20 protein-coding genes are annotated in these 16,560 nt (G+C 32.7%); 4 read left to right on the forward strand and 16 right to left on the reverse strand.

Annotated features, from left to right (window positions below; translation table 11 throughout):
* The first annotated feature begins 24 nt into the window (after positions 1 to 24).
* The gene (locus tag AAGD36_RS02570; protein ID WP_341755819.1) at positions 25 to 1,248 is read left to right on the forward strand and encodes an FAD-dependent oxidoreductase; all 1,224 of its coding nucleotides are present in this window, start codon (positions 25 to 27) and stop codon (positions 1,246 to 1,248) included.
* A 109-nt stretch (positions 1,249 to 1,357) separates the two neighbouring features.
* Here the strand turns inward: AAGD36_RS02570 and AAGD36_RS02575 are convergent, their stop codons facing one another.
* The 4 genes from AAGD36_RS02575 to lnt form a co-directional block, all read right to left on the reverse strand.
* A complete protein-coding gene (locus AAGD36_RS02575; RefSeq protein WP_341755820.1) occupies positions 1,358 to 2,272 on the reverse strand; it encodes an Rpn family recombination-promoting nuclease/putative transposase in 915 nt (304 codons plus the stop codon).
* A gap of 20 nt (positions 2,273 to 2,292) precedes the next feature.
* On the reverse strand, positions 2,293 to 2,508 hold the full coding sequence (locus tag AAGD36_RS02580; RefSeq protein WP_341755821.1) for a hypothetical protein: 216 nt from the start codon (positions 2,506 to 2,508) through the stop codon (positions 2,293 to 2,295).
* A 436-nt stretch (positions 2,509 to 2,944) separates the two neighbouring features.
* A complete protein-coding gene (locus AAGD36_RS02585; RefSeq protein ID WP_341755822.1) occupies positions 2,945 to 3,409 on the reverse strand; it encodes a helix-turn-helix transcriptional regulator in 465 nt (154 codons plus the stop codon).
* 60 nt (positions 3,410 to 3,469) lie between these two features.
* Positions 3,470 to 5,125 carry an apolipoprotein N-acyltransferase gene (lnt, locus tag AAGD36_RS02590; protein ID WP_341755823.1) on the reverse strand — a complete coding sequence of 552 codons (1,656 nt, stop codon included), beginning with the start codon at positions 5,123 to 5,125 and terminating at the stop codon, positions 3,470 to 3,472.
* An 85-nt stretch (positions 5,126 to 5,210) separates the two neighbouring features.
* Here lnt and AAGD36_RS02595 point away from each other — a divergent pair, with 85 nt between their 5' ends.
* Positions 5,211 to 6,020 (forward strand): enoyl-ACP reductase, encoded by an 810-nt coding sequence (locus AAGD36_RS02595; protein WP_341755824.1) that lies wholly within the window; start codon positions 5,211 to 5,213, stop codon positions 6,018 to 6,020.
* Here AAGD36_RS02595 and AAGD36_RS02600 read toward each other — a convergent pair.
* The 9 genes from AAGD36_RS02600 to AAGD36_RS02640 form a co-directional block, all read right to left on the reverse strand.
* Complete coding sequence (locus AAGD36_RS02600) at positions 6,004 to 6,189, reverse strand: hypothetical protein (RefSeq protein ID WP_341755825.1); 186 nt, start codon at positions 6,187 to 6,189, stop codon at positions 6,004 to 6,006. The two genes, AAGD36_RS02595 and AAGD36_RS02600, sit on opposite strands and share 17 nt — an antisense overlap.
* Positions 6,190 to 6,222: 33 nt before the next feature.
* Positions 6,223 to 7,017, reverse strand: a complete 795-nt coding sequence (locus tag AAGD36_RS02605; protein ID WP_341755826.1) for a DUF2163 domain-containing protein — start codon at positions 7,015 to 7,017, stop codon at positions 6,223 to 6,225.
* A complete protein-coding gene (locus AAGD36_RS02610; protein ID WP_341751827.1) occupies positions 7,014 to 7,604 on the reverse strand; it encodes a TIGR02217 family protein in 591 nt (196 codons plus the stop codon). Before AAGD36_RS02610 ends, AAGD36_RS02605 begins: the two co-directional genes overlap by 4 nt.
* Before the next feature lie 164 nt (positions 7,605 to 7,768).
* Positions 7,769 to 8,029 carry a Txe/YoeB family addiction module toxin gene (locus tag AAGD36_RS02615; RefSeq protein WP_341755827.1) on the reverse strand — a complete coding sequence of 87 codons (261 nt, stop codon included), beginning with the start codon at positions 8,027 to 8,029 and terminating at the stop codon, positions 7,769 to 7,771.
* Between the two features lie 4 nt (positions 8,030 to 8,033).
* A complete protein-coding gene (locus AAGD36_RS02620) occupies positions 8,034 to 8,444 on the reverse strand; it encodes a type II toxin-antitoxin system Phd/YefM family antitoxin (RefSeq protein ID WP_341755828.1) in 411 nt (136 codons plus the stop codon).
* A gap of 26 nt (positions 8,445 to 8,470) precedes the next feature.
* Positions 8,471 to 8,890, reverse strand: coding sequence for a hypothetical protein (locus AAGD36_RS02625; protein ID WP_341755829.1), 420 nt, complete (start codon positions 8,888 to 8,890; stop codon positions 8,471 to 8,473).
* Positions 8,891 to 8,909: 19 nt separating this feature from the next.
* Positions 8,910 to 9,248 (reverse strand): phage head closure protein, encoded by a 339-nt coding sequence (locus tag AAGD36_RS02630; protein WP_341751821.1) that lies wholly within the window; start codon positions 9,246 to 9,248, stop codon positions 8,910 to 8,912.
* Positions 9,249 to 9,254: 6 nt separating this feature from the next.
* Complete coding sequence (locus AAGD36_RS02635) at positions 9,255 to 9,791, reverse strand: head-tail connector protein (protein WP_341755830.1); 537 nt, start codon at positions 9,789 to 9,791, stop codon at positions 9,255 to 9,257.
* A 55-nt stretch (positions 9,792 to 9,846) separates the two neighbouring features.
* Positions 9,847 to 11,382 (reverse strand): phage major capsid protein, encoded by a 1,536-nt coding sequence (locus AAGD36_RS02640; RefSeq protein WP_341755831.1) that lies wholly within the window; start codon positions 11,380 to 11,382, stop codon positions 9,847 to 9,849.
* Between the two features lie 398 nt (positions 11,383 to 11,780).
* On the opposite strand from AAGD36_RS02640, the gene dcm reads away from it, so the two are divergent.
* Both dcm and AAGD36_RS02650 read left to right on the forward strand, forming a co-directional pair.
* Positions 11,781 to 13,049 carry a DNA (cytosine-5-)-methyltransferase gene (dcm, locus tag AAGD36_RS02645; RefSeq protein WP_341755832.1) on the forward strand — a complete coding sequence of 423 codons (1,269 nt, stop codon included), beginning with the start codon at positions 11,781 to 11,783 and terminating at the stop codon, positions 13,047 to 13,049.
* A complete protein-coding gene (locus AAGD36_RS02650; RefSeq protein ID WP_341755833.1) occupies positions 13,046 to 13,708 on the forward strand; it encodes an NgoBV family restriction endonuclease in 663 nt (220 codons plus the stop codon). Before dcm ends, AAGD36_RS02650 begins: the two co-directional genes overlap by 4 nt.
* 10 nt (positions 13,709 to 13,718) lie before the next feature.
* On the opposite strand, the gene terL is transcribed toward AAGD36_RS02650, so the two are convergent.
* Genes terL through AAGD36_RS02665 form a run of 3 tightly spaced genes read right to left on the reverse strand, consistent with a single transcriptional unit; the run spans position 13,719 to position 16,545 of the window.
* Complete coding sequence (gene terL / locus AAGD36_RS02655) at positions 13,719 to 15,122, reverse strand: phage terminase large subunit (protein WP_341755834.1); 1,404 nt, start codon at positions 15,120 to 15,122, stop codon at positions 13,719 to 13,721.
* A complete protein-coding gene (locus AAGD36_RS02660) occupies positions 15,119 to 15,382 on the reverse strand; it encodes a hypothetical protein (protein WP_341755835.1) in 264 nt (87 codons plus the stop codon). The genes terL and AAGD36_RS02660 overlap by 4 nt, the downstream gene beginning before the upstream one ends.
* Positions 15,379 to 16,545, reverse strand: coding sequence for a phage portal protein (locus tag AAGD36_RS02665; RefSeq protein ID WP_341755836.1), 1,167 nt, complete (start codon positions 16,543 to 16,545; stop codon positions 15,379 to 15,381). The genes AAGD36_RS02660 and AAGD36_RS02665 overlap by 4 nt, the downstream gene beginning before the upstream one ends.
* Positions 16,546 to 16,560: the final 15 nt, after the last annotated feature.

Below are 16,560 nucleotides of genomic sequence, written 5' to 3' on the forward strand. Positions count from 1 at the left end.
AAAATTTTAATTAATGAGTTAAATATGTTTGTCACCTTATTAAAGTTACTACCTCCTACTCTATTGGTTAATTCTGTTAAATCTTTTGCTATGGTTCTAATATTTATGTTACCAACGGTGTATGCTCAACCACAAGCTCAACCTGAAATACGAAAAATTGCTCCACTAAAACTAGAAGCTGTTAATCTTGGTCAAAAAATTATATGTTATCGCCCTACAAGGCATGGTATACCAAATATGACTGTTACTAAGCTAGGTGATAAAGTTATTGCCCATAATTATGGTCATAGTGGTAGTGGTTGGACATTAGCACCAGGAGCTATTGCTTATGTTAATGAATTATTGCAAAAATCAGAATATGCTACTGATTTAAAACCCGATACTCCCATTACTATTATCGGAGCTGGTGTTATGGGGTTATGGAGTGCTTATGATCTAATTGAAAGGGGATATAATAACATCACTATTATTGCTGACCAATTTGATGGACTACCTTCTAATAATGCTGGTGGATTGCTTAAGCCTTCTTTCATGGATTATCCACCAAATGCAAGACCTATGATGAATAAAATAGCTGTTAATGCTTATAAAGTTTATTCTGCTATTGCTAAAAAACAACAGAGTAATTTTATAGATGGAGCTGTTATAATGCCAGCTTACTTTCCAACTAGGGAAGAATCAGATTTAGAACCTTATGTAACTGCCGGGGTGATGCAACCAGCCAAAGATGTAGCACTTGATTTTGGTAATGGGACAACAAGGCTTATGGTAGCTTATGATGATGGAATTCTGATCAATGTACCAAAAATGATGATAAGTTTAACAACTTATTTAAAAAATAAGAAAGTACCTTTTATTAAAAATAAAATTCAAAATTTTGCAGAAATTAAAACTAAGTATATAGTAGATTGTACTGGTCTTGGTGCTAAAGAACTCGATAATGATAATGCAATGACTCCTGGTCAAGGACATTTAATTATGTTAAAAAACCAAGATCCTGAAGATGTGAAATATTTGATTTCAGTTAATTTAGGTAACGGTAAAACTAGTTTTGGGCAAGCAGTAAATTGGTATTTTTACATGCATCCAAAACATTTACCTAGCAGTAGTACTGATGATATAGGGGTTATTGGTGGAACATTTATTGAAGGAGCTACACCACAAACTCCCAATGAAGAACAATTTGATCTGATAGTTGAGAGAGCAAGGAGTTTTTATGGTATTGATGCTAGTAAAGCAAAAAAATAACCGAGTCTATAATATACTTTGTGTAAGTTATGAAGCCAGTTAAGAATAAAATTGGGAATGGAGCAATCATACTTACACAAAGAATCTAACAGACCCTGACAGACCCGAACTAGGATTTAAGCAGATTGTTGATCTCCTGAATAGATAAACCGGTAATACGAGAAATTTCAGGGATAGAGTAATTATTAGAGAACATATTTTTTGCTACTTCATATTTTCCCTCTTTTCTACCAATCTTCATACCTCTAAACTCACCTTCTTCGATATATTTTTGTGCAATAGTTCGCATAATATTACCTTTTTCTTCTTCAGATAAATGCTTAGACAAGACCTGCTCTAATTTTGGTTGCTGATCCTCTAGTAATTTGGTATCAGTATACCATAAAAATGATCGAAGGTAAATATATCCTTTTTCTTTATCCAGTATTATAACATGTTTAAACTTTATTAGAAACTCTTCCCAAAGCTTCAACATATCTCGTTGATGAATATGTTTTAGCATATACTCTAACATACCAATATGCTTCTTTTGGATAATTTCATCATCTGACATACTTCGCAAATCAACTAATTGATAATCTTCTGTCATTAATTGCTTAGCTATCACTGCATCGGTAAACAAATTCCACAAATTCCTAGGAGCATTATAAACCTCCTTACCATTATAGATCACTAAATTATACACTAATGGTAATTTAGCCCTCCTTTTCTTATGCCTTTCACACAATAATAATGTATATCTCCATAACCGTAGAGCTGTCCAATAATCAACACCTGATTGAGCTTCAATTAATATATAAACAAACGCCCTGCCATGCTTCTTGGTTGCAACTCCATACACTATATCACTATATTTTTTGTTTAACGATTCCTCTATATAACTTTCTTTCTCTACTGTTATTTTTGATAAATCTACTAAACTCTTAAAATCACTCGGTAAATAATATTCTAAAAATTCTTGTGCTGCTACAGGATCACTCATGATTGTTTTGGCCAATGAATCATGCTTTAACTTTTCTGTCATATAAAAATATTAATTTCTTTCTAACGAATATACTCAGGTAGAACTTCAAGAATTGGCGTTGTCGCGAGCAAAGATCGAAGCTGCCTAGTTACTAATAGACTTACTGCATAAGTCAATCTAGTTGGTGATTTTGTCGTCGAAACTCGCCTCCGCTCCTCACGTACGTCTGTGTACGCGAAGGTAGCCGGCTTCGTTTCTCCTAAAAATCCCGAAAGCTTCTTTGATTTATGCAGCAAGTCTAATGTACGCTACGCCGCTCGACTTTGCTACTGCCTAGCTCTTCTTGAAGTTATACTATCGTCTACCAACTCTTCATTTACGAGCAGTATACCAAGTGCAATAAAAAACGAAGCTAGAAAAATCTATAAAAGCTTTAACATCAAACGTTCAGACCATGCTGAAATATATTTAAAATAACAAAATAATGTTGTGCCTAAATTTTAAAAACCCCAGCACTATGAGCCTTCCAAGCTTATGCCTTATTAAAAAATGCGGTAGTCGGGAGGTCTAATATTTGAGGTTATATAGTCAATTGATGAGAATTTGGTGACGTCGTCTTCGATCGCTCGCCTATTATCTATAGTCTTTGCTCCATCATTCCTGCTATCCAATTCTCCTGACTTGACTAACTTAAAAATTGAACAACTTGTAAAGCTAGGTAATTACTGCGGTTTAGACTTGATTGCCTTGAGAGGCTACTATTGACTTAATCAGTTCAACTATTTTCTGCCTAATCTGTGGATTTTGAATCTCGGTAAATCCTTCAACAAGATAAGATACTTCTTTTTCTATATCGTATTTTAAAGGTACTAAATACTCTGCTTTATCTTCAGCAATAATATTATTTACAAGACTATTGTTGTCTTGCGTACCAAATAGGTAATCCTCTGATACCTCAGTAGGTTTAGTCATATCAAGAAAATATTCAATAGATACATTTAATATTTTTGCAAAAAAATACAATATACTGCCAGCTATTGGGGTAGTAGCATCTTCATATTTTTGTATCTGTTTTACACTAAGATTAATAGCTTCACTCAATTCTTGTTGGCTTATGCCGAGCATTATACGACGCTTTTTTAAACGCATACCTACAATTATATTTATTCTTTCTTTTGATTCATTATATTTATTCATTGTTATAATAATTTAATATTTCTCTACCTATTGCAACTAATGATAGTATAATATTCTAGCTTAATCAAGTAATTTTTTATTGATATTGATAAGATTTTTTATTAAAATATAGCTAATTAGGGTAAATATTATTGCTAATAAAGCACTTATATCCCCAAATTGGGAGTATAAAGTTTCATATTCTAGCTTATTTGGTAATAAACTATCTATATAACCTACTTCATTGAGAGCTCGTTGTTGAATAATTCTGCCTACTGGATCTATTACGGCAGATATACCATTATTAGCTGTTCTAAGCATAGGAAGACCATTCTCTATACTACGCATACGACTAATCTGTAAATGTTGGTATGGACCAGAGGAATTTCCATACCATGTATCGTTAGTGACATTAATAATCACATCTGAAAGTTTATTACTCGTTTGAACAAGGTTTGGAAAGATCGCTTCATAACAAATAAGCGGTTTTATGATTATATTAGGTTTATCAAGACTAACGAGTTGTCTGCTCCCTTCAGTATAATCTAACAACCCAGGGGTTAATTTCTTCAAGGGTAATATCCATTTAAGAGGCATATATTCACCAAATGGTACTAAATGAGACTTATGATATTCAAATAATTTATCCCCTTCTTTTGTTAAAGCGTATAAGCTCGTGTAAATCTCAAAATCATCCCCTTTTTTACCATTATTTGTTATACCACCAGTAATTAAAATTGCTTTTTTCCTTTCCAACATTTTTGATAGTTTCACTTTGATCGGTTTATAATCATACGGTACTACCATAGCGGCTTCTGACCATATAATTAGGTCTACGTCGCCCGGCTCTTTAGACAATGTGATATGAAGATTTAAATTTTTCCAAAATTCTTCAACATCCCATTTAGCAGTTTGTGGGATACTTGGCTGAATTAATCGAACTTTTACATTTGAGAAACTGGTAGGGTTGTTATGCAGCCTTAATAAACCATAGGAAGTTATCAGAGACATTATTAGCAATGAATTTGCTAATAGACTTACTGCATAAGTCAATCTAGTTGGTGATTTTGTCGTCGAAACTCGCCTCCGCTCCTCACGTACGTCTGTGTACGCTGCGGTGCTCGGCTTCGTTTCTCCTAAAAATCCCTCAACTATCTTTGATTTATGCAGCAAGTCTAATGATATTTTTAGTAGATTAGATTGTTTAGTAAATAGGTGATAAAAACTTGTTGATATATATACTACAATAAAACTTAAACCATATACTCCTATAATACTAGAAGGCTGGATAAGAGTATCAGAAAATGAAAAAGCGTATCCAAGCAAATTCCAAGGTAATCCGGTAAATATCCATGATCTTACCCATTCAAAAAATACCCAATAAAGGCAAAAGATAAACTGATACAAACCATGATTCTTTGCTAAAAACCCTAGACCGCAGGTTATAGAAATAAAACAAGCAAGAATAATTGGAAAGCCAAATAATGCCAGTGGTACTGCCCACCAAAATTCATCAATATATACAGTAACTCCTATACTAATCCAGTACATATTGACTAAAAAATGCCCAAAACCAAATATAAAGCCTAATATAGAGGCTTCTTTCCAGCTATTAGCAATTTGTACTTGATAACATAGCAGTGCCAAGGCAAATAATCCAGGTATAAAGAAAATTGGAGCAAAAACTAAACCACTAATCATACCTGAAATCAGGGTGAATATTTTGGATGAGAACATTAATGTTACTTTGATAAAAATTGTTTACAAAAATATACATCATGCTATTGTTTGGGCAAGGTTTTAATAAAAATAAGGAATATGTATGCAAGTTAAAGTCACTGCTTTGCTTGATGGTAAGAAAGGATTAATTACTGGTGTCGCTAATAATTTATCAATATCTTGGGCTATTGCTCAAATTGCCAAAGAACATGGTGCAAACTTAGCCCTTACCTATCAAGGAGAAGTGCTTGAGAAACGCGTTATACCACTTGCTGAAGAAATTAAGTGTGATTTCGTTGTTCCATGTGATGTAACAGATGAAGAATCACTTGATAATTTGTTTAAAATTATTGAGCAAAAGTGGGGCAAACTCGATTTTTTGGTTCATTCTATAGGTTTCTCTGACAGGAATGAATTAAAAGGCAGATATATAGATACCTCATTGTCTAACTTTCTTAATACCATGAATATATCATGTTATTCTCTAATTGCCTTGGCAAAACGTGCAGAACCTTTGATGAAAGACGGTGGTAGTATCCTTACCCTAACTTATTATGGCTCACAAAAAGTAGTTCCTAATTATAATGTCATGGGGCCTGCTAAAGCTGCGTTAGAATCTAGTGTAAAATATCTTGCAACTGATATGGGCTCAAATAACATCCGAGTAAATGCCATATCAGCTGGGCCTATAAAAACTCTAGCATCTAGTGGTATTAATGATTTCAAAACTATGTTAGCTCTCCATGAAGCTGCATCGCCGTTACGCAGAAACACTTCTCAGCGTGATGTTGCAGGGGCTGCATTATATTTACTGAGTAACTTAGCAGAAGGAGTTACTGGTGAAATACATTATGTAGATTGTGGCTATAACACTACAGTAGGGATGGGTACAGGTTCTAGTAATTGCCATTAACTATTAGACTTACTGCATAAGTCAATCTAGTTGGTGATTTTGTCGTCGAAACTCGCCTCCGCTCCTCACGTACGTCTGTGTACGCTGCGGTGCTCGGCTTCGTTTCTCCTAAAAATCCCTCAACTATCTTTGATTTATGCAGTAAGTCTATTGGTTGTGGGAACGGCAATTCTTGAAGTTCTACCTGAGTATATTCGGTTTCCTAAATCACTTTGATAAAGTTATCATCAGGAATCAATGGCTCTCCTCTGAAATTTACTGCATTGTTGAACTTGTTGCAACAAGTTGTAAATTTTTTATCACAACCAGCAATGAGCTGAACAGTCTTATTATGCTTCACACTATCAGGAATTAATTGATCCAATATAACCAAATTTTCAGAATTACTAAGGATTTTACTACAAAACCGTCCATTTATAAGCCCATTTAAAATAGCATCCCCGTAATTGAAATAACCATTTTCTTTATCAAGGTTTGAGATAACCATAGTTCTACCAAACATTTCCTTAATATTATATATCTGACTATAAACTGTTTTGTCTATTTTGCATTTTAAATCACCAAAATTAGCACGACAATTCTTACTAAAAGATTGCAGTAACGATTGATTATATACATCTATATTTGGCTCTAAACGTAAAGTAAAATCTAAATCTCTTTTAGTATAAGTGATGCAACGATAAGTAACAAAATGCCTACAAGAATTAGCAAAACAAACATATATCTTGACTATAGCTTGTGTTAAATCATAGTGTTGTTTTACTCCCCCATTCTCAAAAACTCCTTCTAAGATAATGTAATTTTGGGCAGAATCATTAAATCCTCCTTCCTTTAAAGTTACTCCAGAATTCGGAACAAATATTACATTATCAATTGATAAATATCTATCAGACTCGGTAAGATACAACTCAAAACCATCCTGTAACGTGATATGGAAACAATAAGTAAACCCTTGTAATTCAGCTATGGGATTATCAATATTTTCTGCTACTGTCATATAACCTCCAATAATTCTATGGGAGATAATTCTATTGACCCGTCAGAAGAATAAAAATATTCAAAACTATCACTAGCAAATCGCACAGCTACATCAAAAGTGAAATTACCTATTAAAATTTGCCCCTTATCTAATGGTCTTGGTAGGGTTATTAATCCGGTATTATAGTCAACTTCAACCTCTGTATTAATATTATTAACATAGAATTCTCCACTACCAAATACCGGTTTACTAATTGTCCTAGCATAGGGCAAAATTGGGTCTTCATATAGTTTAACCAGTTGGAATTGAGTTAATTCCCCATCACCTTTACCAATAATTTGCCTTGATACTTGATAATCGACATTATCTCTAAAGCGGAAGGCAAAATTCCCTCCTCTTCTTGCTCTAAAGAAAGAACTAAACTGTTCAAATTCGAGACTACTCAAACGACAATTTTTAATCAAATATTTTTGTTTAGCATATTCTCTATCTAAATTTCTTACTTCTCTGCCCGATAATGTCATAGCACAAGAAGTCGCAAATTCTGGTCTGCCAACAGCAAAAGTTTCAATAAATTTTGGCATACGTATATCATGAAAATTCATAATTTCTCCTATAAACCTCAATTTTGGATTAATTTTATTAATCCGAAATTGGAATGAGAATGTAAACAATCAGGCTTAAAGCGGTTTGACGCCTGATTGTTAAATATTTTATTTGCTAACGTAGAGGCTATCTAAAACCTTAACGGGTTAGCTATAGTTCTTAATTATCTCCATAATGACTCCACACGTAGTATCTTTATCCTCTTATCTACCATATCTACTTCATAAAATAATCTATGTTGCAAATTAATCCTTCTTGAATAAGCCCCCAAATACATACCTCTTAACTTTTTAAAGGGCGGAGGATTTTGAAATGGATCATTACCTACAATTTCTAATAACTTGTATATTTGCTTCTGCAAAGGTGATTTTTTAATCTTTTTAAAATCTTTACAAGCATCGCTAGTAAAATACAAACTATACATCTAGCTAATCCACCAGTTTTGTCTTACAATCTTTAAAATCAGTAGCAAGACCTTTAATTATGGATTGGCTTAATTCTTTATTTGTTGCTACAAATAATGTCTCTTGAATATCTTCCCAGTCCTGCTCTGAAATTAAAACTGCCGCATTTCTTTTACCTTTTATTATTGTTGGCTCATGATTCTCTGCTACCAAATCTATCAATTTATATAAGTTCTTTCTAGCTTCACTAGCTATTAAATATGTCATAATTGCTCCTTTTAAAATGTTAATTAATAGACTTACTGCATAAGTCAATCTAGTTGGTGATTTTGTCGTCGAAACTCGCCTCCGCTCCTCACGTACGTCTGTGTACGCGAAGGTAGCCGGCTTCGTTTCTCCTAAAAATCCCTCAACTATCTTTGATTTATGCAGCAAGTCTAATAGTACTATATACGGTACTGTTAATCAATATCTTTCATCCCTTTTACTACAGACTTCTTGCCAATTTTATTCCCCTTTAATAAGGCTTTATAATCTATCGTAAGCTTAGTAGTTATAAGGTCAGAACTACGCTGAAAATTTATATTACATGCTTTCATACTAGCAACAATATAATCTTGAAGAATACATGCATTAGCTGTTAATTTATTAGTAATTTTTTCAGCAAGTAAAGTCAATAGGCCTTGGTTTTTATCCCTAGCAAAAGCACTTATCTCAAATTCCACCTCGTAAATATTTTGATCTAATCTTGATATATTTTCAACTTTCAAAATATTTATTAGTAAGCACGGATATTTTGCATCTTGGACTACCGATATGTAAATTCGATCAACGCTAAGTCTAATATCTTGGTCATTAGATAATAATTTATATATTGTCATGTGAAAATCATGAATAAAATTAACAGACATATATCTCTAGCCCTACGATATTCAAGAATTTACTTTGTTCTGCCACGTTAATAATCCGTTTAATCTCAAATTGCCTATCTCTAAATGATATACGCATCTTGGTGGTAATTTCTTTGATAAATCTTATTTTAAACAGATAAAACCCTTCCGTCATAATATGACCAAAATTCACATGTTCTATCGATGTAAATCGATTATCACAAATAGGTTTTATTTCAGCATAAACAGATAATTTCTCTTGCCATTTTTCTTGCTCTATTTCACTTGTAGAAAAGTTTTCTAAAATTTTTACCTGATGCTGCAAACTACGTGCTACTGATTTTTTCATTTTTAACTATATTTTTAATTGTCTATATGCTAAATATAAATTTTTAACTTCCGTTGACAAAGAAGTAGCATTTTGCCTTTCCCTATCATACATTTCTGCTATATGCATTAATATTCCATGCCTTATTGAAGCTGGAATATTAATTTTATCATATCCAATAATATATTCAACTATTAATTGATAGTTTTCTAACTTTTTATTCAAACATAATAACGATCGATCATGATCTAGATAATATTGATCAGATCGCAGTTCAATCGATTCACTACTATTTGTTAGAGCAATCTTCACTATCTCTTTTATCGGTTGATATTTTAGCTGAAAATTTTGTTGATTTTTAATGTTACAAATAAACTCTACCCGCCTTGTTATTATCGTAAGTTTAGTAAAATTCTCAGCAGCCATAATTGCCGCATCTATTAAGCCACTAATTAACTCATCATCATAATTTCCTTCTATCCTCATATAGTTTTTAACTTCTACTAAAGTCCAAATAGTCTGAGGAATTAATTCAATAACTTTAAATATATTTTCTTTATGCATATACATTCTCATTCTAATTTCGGATTAATGAAATTAATCCGAAATTGAGATTAGGTTAACTAAATATCGCCAATTTAATAGCACTCTGATTTACTACATCGCCCCCTACTCTTTTGACTGCATAAAATTTTACAAATGGCTTATCGGTATAAGGGTCTCTCATGATATTAATACCACCACGATCTATAATTTTATATGCTGATTTAAAATCACCTATGGCAATTGCAATATTATCTTTCTTTATCGAGGGCATTTCAGAACAACAAACCACAGGCACTCCAAAAATTGTTTGCTTTAAAGAGTCCGAGAGCGACTGCTGCCAAATAAAACGACCATTATTATCTTGCAGTTTTTGAATGAATGACAAGGTAGTACGGTTCATTAAAAAACTAGCATTTGCCAAATATTCTTCATCAAGTAAATTGATAAAATCCAGTAATTTTTCTGCGGTAACTTGCTCACCCATATCAAAATGTTCTATTTTATCATGATATCCAGATAAAATACCCTGTGGTCTCTTCTTACCATCTCCATTAATAAACGCATCATTTTCGGCTTTTACAAAACTATCTCTTAAACGCTCTATCAGCCAGCTCTCTATCCTAATAGCTGAATCATCTATCAAAGTTTGACTGGCTTTTGGTTGAGCGTAAAGCTCATGTACAAAAATTCTCTGTTGCTTTAACTTAGGAGCCGTTGTTTCATCTCTTGCCTCTAGATCGCCAACCCAACCACTAGCAAAATTGCCATCTTCAATTACTATATCAAGGGCATTACTAGAAATCATTTCAATTGATGCTAATTGCCGCATAGGTGATCTAGCGTTAATTTCAGTGATTATACTATTATATAAAGCTGGCACTAATAATACCCCGCCTTCTTGCTCCCCACTATTTAAGGATTTTTCGATTAATTCACTTTGGCTACCTTTACGAATATAATTATTAAAAGCTGTTTTATATTCAATATCTTGCATCCCCCCTATTTCTGGACGAGATAGAAAATTTTCTAGATTATAAACTTTCTCCTGCAACTCATTGATTTTTACTTCATTACTATTTTGTTTGGTCATTAATTCTGTATCCATGTTATTCTCCATTAAAATTGTATCATTTGAGTATATATGTTTGGTTATATGCGAAATCTTGGCATGGTAATTGGCTGGGAAAGTCACTATACTAACCTCAATTAACTCAGCTTCAGTGATAACTCTTTGATTTAAGTTATTGTAATTTGATAGTTTTATATTAAAACCAACAGAAAGACTATCAACTGCCCCTTGACGGACAAGTTCTATAGCCTCTTTGCCTTTTTCAATTTTATTATTAATTACAGCTTCAATTTTTAAGCCGTAATCATCCTCTGTTAAAGACTTAATTACCCCTATTGGTTTTTGCCAATCATGTTGCCAAAGAAACTTGATATGCGAATGATTAGCTGAGGCAAAAGCTCCTTTAACAATTAGGTCATTATGCTGGTCAGAAATATTATAAACACTAGCATAACCTGAAATAACTACGCTATTATTTGTAACAGATTTTATGACTAAATTTTGAATCGTTTGACTTTGATGTAAGTTTTCAGTATACATATTACCCCATAATTGCAATAACTAATGGTAATATATATTATAAATCTCTAGCACTAAGTGTTTTGGAAAAAAAATTTATAAGAAAATAAAATGGGACAAACTACCATGTTGGCGGTACGGAGTATATACTCGATGAAAATCAAGAATTGCGTTGTCGTCTTCAGGGTTCTTAGGTGCTCACGTACTAAATGTACGCTCCGCTCCTCGACCCTTTGACTCCTAGCACTTCATGATTTTGATCTTCGTCTATCAACTCTTCATTTACGAGCAGTATATATATTAACTCATTATTTTTGGTTATAAACAAAACCGTCTTGATTTTTACGATAAAATAGTAATAATTAGTGCCAACTTAATATTTACGCTATAAAACTTGGGATGGAAAGATAAGTGAAGGTATGAGTAAGAATAATCTTAGGTTTATCGATCTGTTTGCTGGCATTGGTGGTACTAGAATTGGTTTTGAAGAAGCCTGCAACCAACAAGGATTCTCTACTTTATGTGTATTCAGTAGTGAAATTAAAGCACATGCAATACAAGCGTATAAAACAAATTTTCATGATAAAGAAATAGCAGGTGATATTCAAAAAATTGCAGAATATAATATCCCAAATTTTGATTACCTACTAGCTGGTTTTCCTTGTCAACCATTTAGCAGTGCAGGTAAAAGAAAAGGGTTTTTAGATGATAGAGGTAGTTTATTCTTTGATATAATTAGAATCTTAAAGGCAAAAAAACCAATTGGTTTTTTATTAGAAAATGTTGATGGTCTAGTTAATCATGACAATGGCAAAACATTTGACGAAATTATAAAGACACTTAAAAATTTAGGTTACAATATTAGTTGGAGTATTTTAAATGCTGCTGATTTTGGTGTGCCTCAAAACAGGAAAAGAGTATATATTGTTGGACATTTAAAGAAAAAAATACAACTTACAAACTTTGATAAAAAAACACGTTGTATACAAGACATATTAGAAGAAAATATACCTTTATATGATACTAAATTTAGCAAGCTGCTCTTAGAAAATTATACAATAGAGCAGCTTACTGGTAAATCAATTAAGGATAAAAGAGGCGGAAATGATAATATTCATAGCTGGGATATAAATCTTAAGGGGCAAATAAGTAAAGAACAAAAAGCTCTAATGAACATTCTTTTAAAGAAGCGTAGAATGAAGAAATGGGCGACATTAAAAGGTATTGTGTGGATGGATGGAATGCCTTTAACGGTCTCAGAAATTGAAACTTTTTATCAACATCCAAAACTACAAGGATTACTTGATGACCTAACAAAAAAAGGTTATTTAAAATTAGAACATCCTAAAAATATTTTTATTAAAAATGGAGGAATCAGAGTTCGTGAATACGATACCACTAAAGAAAAAGGCTATAATATAGTAGCTGGCAAACTTTCATTTCCAATCTCAAAGATTATTGATCCAAAAGGCTACGTCCCAACTATTGTTGCAACTGAAATTGGTAAGTTAGCAATTCCGGTAGGAAATGGAATTAGAGGGTTTACTGTTCGTGAAGGCTTAAGACTTTCAGGATATCCTGAAACTTACAATTTAGACAAATTAGATTATTATAAAGCATTTGATTTAATAGGAAATACTGTGATGCCACCAGTAATAAAAGAAATCGTTGTAAGAATGTTATCATGAGTGCAAAATTACTATTTGATAGCTTACAAAATATTGGAATTTGTGGAGCAAAAGGTAATGTATATTTTGAATTACATAATATTAAAACCATTGTTAGAGATAATAGTATTATTGGCAATGTAATACAAGAATGGCTAAAATACTTTATGAATGAACATAATATCACTTATCGTCTACCTGATAATAGCCAAGAGTTCCCTGATTTTTATATGGACGGGCATAGAAATGACATAAATCTATTGGAAGTTAAATGTTTTACAAAATCACCAAATTTTGATGTCGCAAACTTTGTTGCATATTGTAGATCAATAGCATTCTACCCATATAGACTTAATGCTGATTATTTGATTTTTGAATATGCAGCATTAAAGTCAGATATTATGATAAAGAATATTTGGTTAAAGAAAGTATGGGAAATTTGCTGCCCATCAGAAAGATCAGCTTTAAGAATCCAATGGAAACAAAATCAAACATTTAATATTAGACCAGCAACTTGGTATGCAAAAAATCCATCATATAAACCCTTTAATAGTCGTCTTGAATTTGTAACTGCACTAAAAAAAGTTCTTGATACTCACCCGGTAGGAGGTGAGTGGCGTAATAAATGGTTTCAGAATATTTGTAATTTGTACAAAAAGCAAACAGGGGATGATTTGTAAATATAGCCAACTAAAACCCCCGTATCCTCACTGTTGGTTTATTAGCTTGTTTCTTTATAAAATTCAAAAATTGGCTAACTGAATCAACTATATCATCATTTTTGCAATATGGAAAACTTAACAATTCGCTAAGTAATATAGTATTAAAAGCCGATTGTTTTGGTAAAACTACGGCTGCAGATTGGAATAAAGCTAAAACTGAAGAAAATCTAGTAACTTTATCAAGTTTGGGCTTTATGGCAACTATATTAACAACCCCATCTAATCTTAAATCTTGTATAACCTGCTGACCACTGGCTTTATCTTCAATTAATATATATCTAGGACAATATTTCTTGGCTAATTTCTCTACTTGCCCCTTTAACTCTGGGTAAGTAACCTTTTGCCTAAACATCGATACAAGATAATATTTCTTATCTAAAACGCCCCATGATGTACAAACACTATAATCAGCATTTTCTGAGATTTTAATGGCGGTATCCCAGCTTTGCACAAAATAATCAAATTTTTCTGGCAAGCTCTCATAAAAACTAAGATCCTCGATATTTAACAATATACAATTATTGGATATTGGTTCTTGCAAATATTGAGCAGCATAATTATGTACACCAATTTCCTGTTCTAATTTTATAAGATATTCAGGATTATCGCGAAATCCATGCAAAATATCTCCTGTAACATATTGATATTTATAGTTATTAATTGAGAATATTTGATCTCGTTTCGCCATAGCTGGAATTTTTAAATGATGCCAACAATTGGAATTAAGAAGCAAATGTCCGCTTAAATCTTCTTCATGTAATCTCTGCATAACTAATACTATTGCTCCGGTATTTTTGTTGTTAAGTCTGGTGACAAAAGTTTGTTCAAACCATTCAATTACCCTCTTTCGCATTTTGGGTGAGTTGATTTGAGTAGGGTTATGCGGGTCATCAATGATCAGTATATCACCCCCCTCGCCTGTTGCCGAACCGCCAACTGACGTAGCAAACCTGAAACCATTATTATTTGTCAGAAATTTACTTTTCTGATTATGTTTTTTACTTAAAATAGTCTTCGGAAAAATTTGGCTGTACCAGTCAGAAGTAAGTATCAAACGACAATCCAAAGAATGTTTTACACTTAATACTTGGGAATAGCTGGCAGACATAATCCTTTTTGACGGATCATGTCCTAATATCCAAGCTGGCCATGCTACCCCAATACACACCGATTTTAGAGACCTAGGCGGCATATTGATGATTAGCCTCTTAATATCCCCATTCTGTACAGCCTGCAAATATTCAGCAATTAGCTCAATATGCCAATTGGCTTGATATTCTGTGCCAGGATTAATGGTATTAAATACTTTATTGATAAAACTATTAAAATCTTGTCTCAATATTGCATGCAATAATTTCTTTGGATAAGTCATTGATATTTACTCAAAAATTCAGCTATAATCTCTTTATCCTCTTCTTTCATTATGGTGTTTTCATTTAAATACTCATCTTTACTGAGCTTATTTAGCTGGATAATTAAATTAACTAATTTATTCAGTGTTTCAGTAATATTCTTTTTAATTATTATCTCCCCCTTAGATTTTTTTGATTCTAGCTCGTCTAGTTCATTTTCAAGTAGAGAAATTATCTTAGTAACAAAACTATGTAATGTGGTAATTGTGTCATTTGTCATAATTTATCTCCACCATCTATAGGCTTAAGCCCAACAAGAGACCTTTTCTCGTTCAAAGTCATAAAACTAGCATTGGATATTTTAGCCCATAAATTCTCGCGTTTCTCGGTTAATGCTGAAATACTATCACGATCAAAATCAATAATAATCTCCTCCTGATACCAATGTGATAACCAATTACCTAAAGCATCTGATAATTTATCAAGCAACGGAATTAACGTCTCTTCCCACAGAGCTAACCTAGCTTCTTGCATATTACTATAGGTATTATCGCCATTAATACCTAGCAATTGAGGTGGAATGCCGAAAGCTAAAGCTATTTCCCTAGCTGCCGAATTTTTTGCCTCAATAAAATCCATATCTTTTGGATTAATGCTCATTTCTTGCCAATCAAGTCCTCCTTCCAAAAGAAGAGGTTTACCAGAATTATTACTACTGGTAAATTTTTCGGTAAGCTGTTCATGTAACCTGTCAAACTGTTCATCACTAAGATAACCATTACTCTCTTTGACTATCAACGCACCGCTTGGACGTACTCCATTCCTTAGTAAAGAGCTATTCCAGCTAGTAGCTTGTGAATGCAAATCAATTGACAAAGAAGCCGCATCAAGACAAGACAGCCCATAATAACAGTTGCTAGGATGATAATTTTTCAAATGTAACACCTTACTCATTCGATCAATTGGCGAAATAGGATAAATTCGTTCTCCACTGCTACTCATATATCTATAAGCTACTGGATAGTTCTTATCTAACACTAACTCAGTTGCATTGCTAGGCAGTAAGTACATTTCCCGGGGGCGATTATTCATTAACGTAGCTAAAATATAGGCATTCCCATATAACAGCTTACTTGCTATCACTTCACCGAAGAAATCTGCCCCCGCTTTTTCTGGATTAGGTTTTTTCAATAAATTATAAACAGGATGATTTGGTATTTTTTCCAAAGCTCCTCGATTATTTTTACTAACTATCCAAGGTACATGACTTGCTGACTGTGCTATTAAATTCACACATCGATAAACTATAACATTTTTACGATATGCCTCTATACCAACTTTTACATCCCTAAATTCCGAATTCCCTAAAGCAGTAAAATCAATAAATGTATGTGATTTACAGGACTTAGCTTTAAAGATTTTTTTTAAATATTTTGTTATCATATTCACCTAAAATAA

The organism is Candidatus Tisiphia endosymbiont of Ptychoptera albimana (assembly GCF_964026605.1).
GTDB lineage: Bacteria > Pseudomonadota > Alphaproteobacteria > Rickettsiales > Rickettsiaceae > Tisiphia.

What these genes read in the sequence shown, in the direction of transcription:
- AAGD36_RS02570 (WP_341755819.1), top strand. Translation starts at nt 25, where the DNA reads ATGTTTGTCACCTTATTAAAGTTACTACCTCCTACTCTATTGGTTAAT.
- AAGD36_RS02575 (WP_341755820.1), bottom strand. Translation starts at nt 2,272, where the DNA reads ATGACAGAAAAGTTAAAGCATGATTCATTGGCCAAAACAATCATGAGT.
- AAGD36_RS02585 (WP_341755822.1), bottom strand. Translation starts at nt 3,409, where the DNA reads ATGAATAAATATAATGAATCAAAAGAAAGAATAAATATAATTGTAGGT.
- lnt (WP_341755823.1), bottom strand. Translation starts at nt 5,125, where the DNA reads ATGTTCTCATCCAAAATATTCACCCTGATTTCAGGTATGATTAGTGGT.
- AAGD36_RS02595 (WP_341755824.1), top strand. Translation starts at nt 5,211, where the DNA reads ATGCAAGTTAAAGTCACTGCTTTGCTTGATGGTAAGAAAGGATTAATT.
- AAGD36_RS02605 (WP_341755826.1), bottom strand. Translation starts at nt 7,017, where the DNA reads ATGACAGTAGCAGAAAATATTGATAATCCCATAGCTGAATTACAAGGG.
- AAGD36_RS02610 (WP_341751827.1), bottom strand. Translation starts at nt 7,604, where the DNA reads ATGAATTTTCATGATATACGTATGCCAAAATTTATTGAAACTTTTGCT.
- AAGD36_RS02615 (WP_341755827.1), bottom strand. Translation starts at nt 8,029, where the DNA reads ATGTATAGTTTGTATTTTACTAGCGATGCTTGTAAAGATTTTAAAAAG.
- AAGD36_RS02625 (WP_341755829.1), bottom strand. Translation starts at nt 8,890, where the DNA reads ATGACAATATATAAATTATTATCTAATGACCAAGATATTAGACTTAGC.
- AAGD36_RS02630 (WP_341751821.1), bottom strand. Translation starts at nt 9,248, where the DNA reads ATGAAAAAATCAGTAGCACGTAGTTTGCAGCATCAGGTAAAAATTTTA.
- AAGD36_RS02635 (WP_341755830.1), bottom strand. Translation starts at nt 9,791, where the DNA reads ATGCATAAAGAAAATATATTTAAAGTTATTGAATTAATTCCTCAGACT.
- AAGD36_RS02640 (WP_341755831.1), bottom strand. Translation starts at nt 11,382, where the DNA reads ATGTATACTGAAAACTTACATCAAAGTCAAACGATTCAAAATTTAGTC.
- dcm (WP_341755832.1), top strand. Translation starts at nt 11,781, where the DNA reads ATGAGTAAGAATAATCTTAGGTTTATCGATCTGTTTGCTGGCATTGGT.
- AAGD36_RS02650 (WP_341755833.1), top strand. Translation starts at nt 13,046, where the DNA reads ATGAGTGCAAAATTACTATTTGATAGCTTACAAAATATTGGAATTTGT.
- terL (WP_341755834.1), bottom strand. Translation starts at nt 15,122, where the DNA reads ATGACTTATCCAAAGAAATTATTGCATGCAATATTGAGACAAGATTTT.
- AAGD36_RS02660 (WP_341755835.1), bottom strand. Translation starts at nt 15,382, where the DNA reads ATGACAAATGACACAATTACCACATTACATAGTTTTGTTACTAAGATA.
- AAGD36_RS02665 (WP_341755836.1), bottom strand. Translation starts at nt 16,545, where the DNA reads ATGATAACAAAATATTTAAAAAAAATCTTTAAAGCTAAGTCCTGTAAA.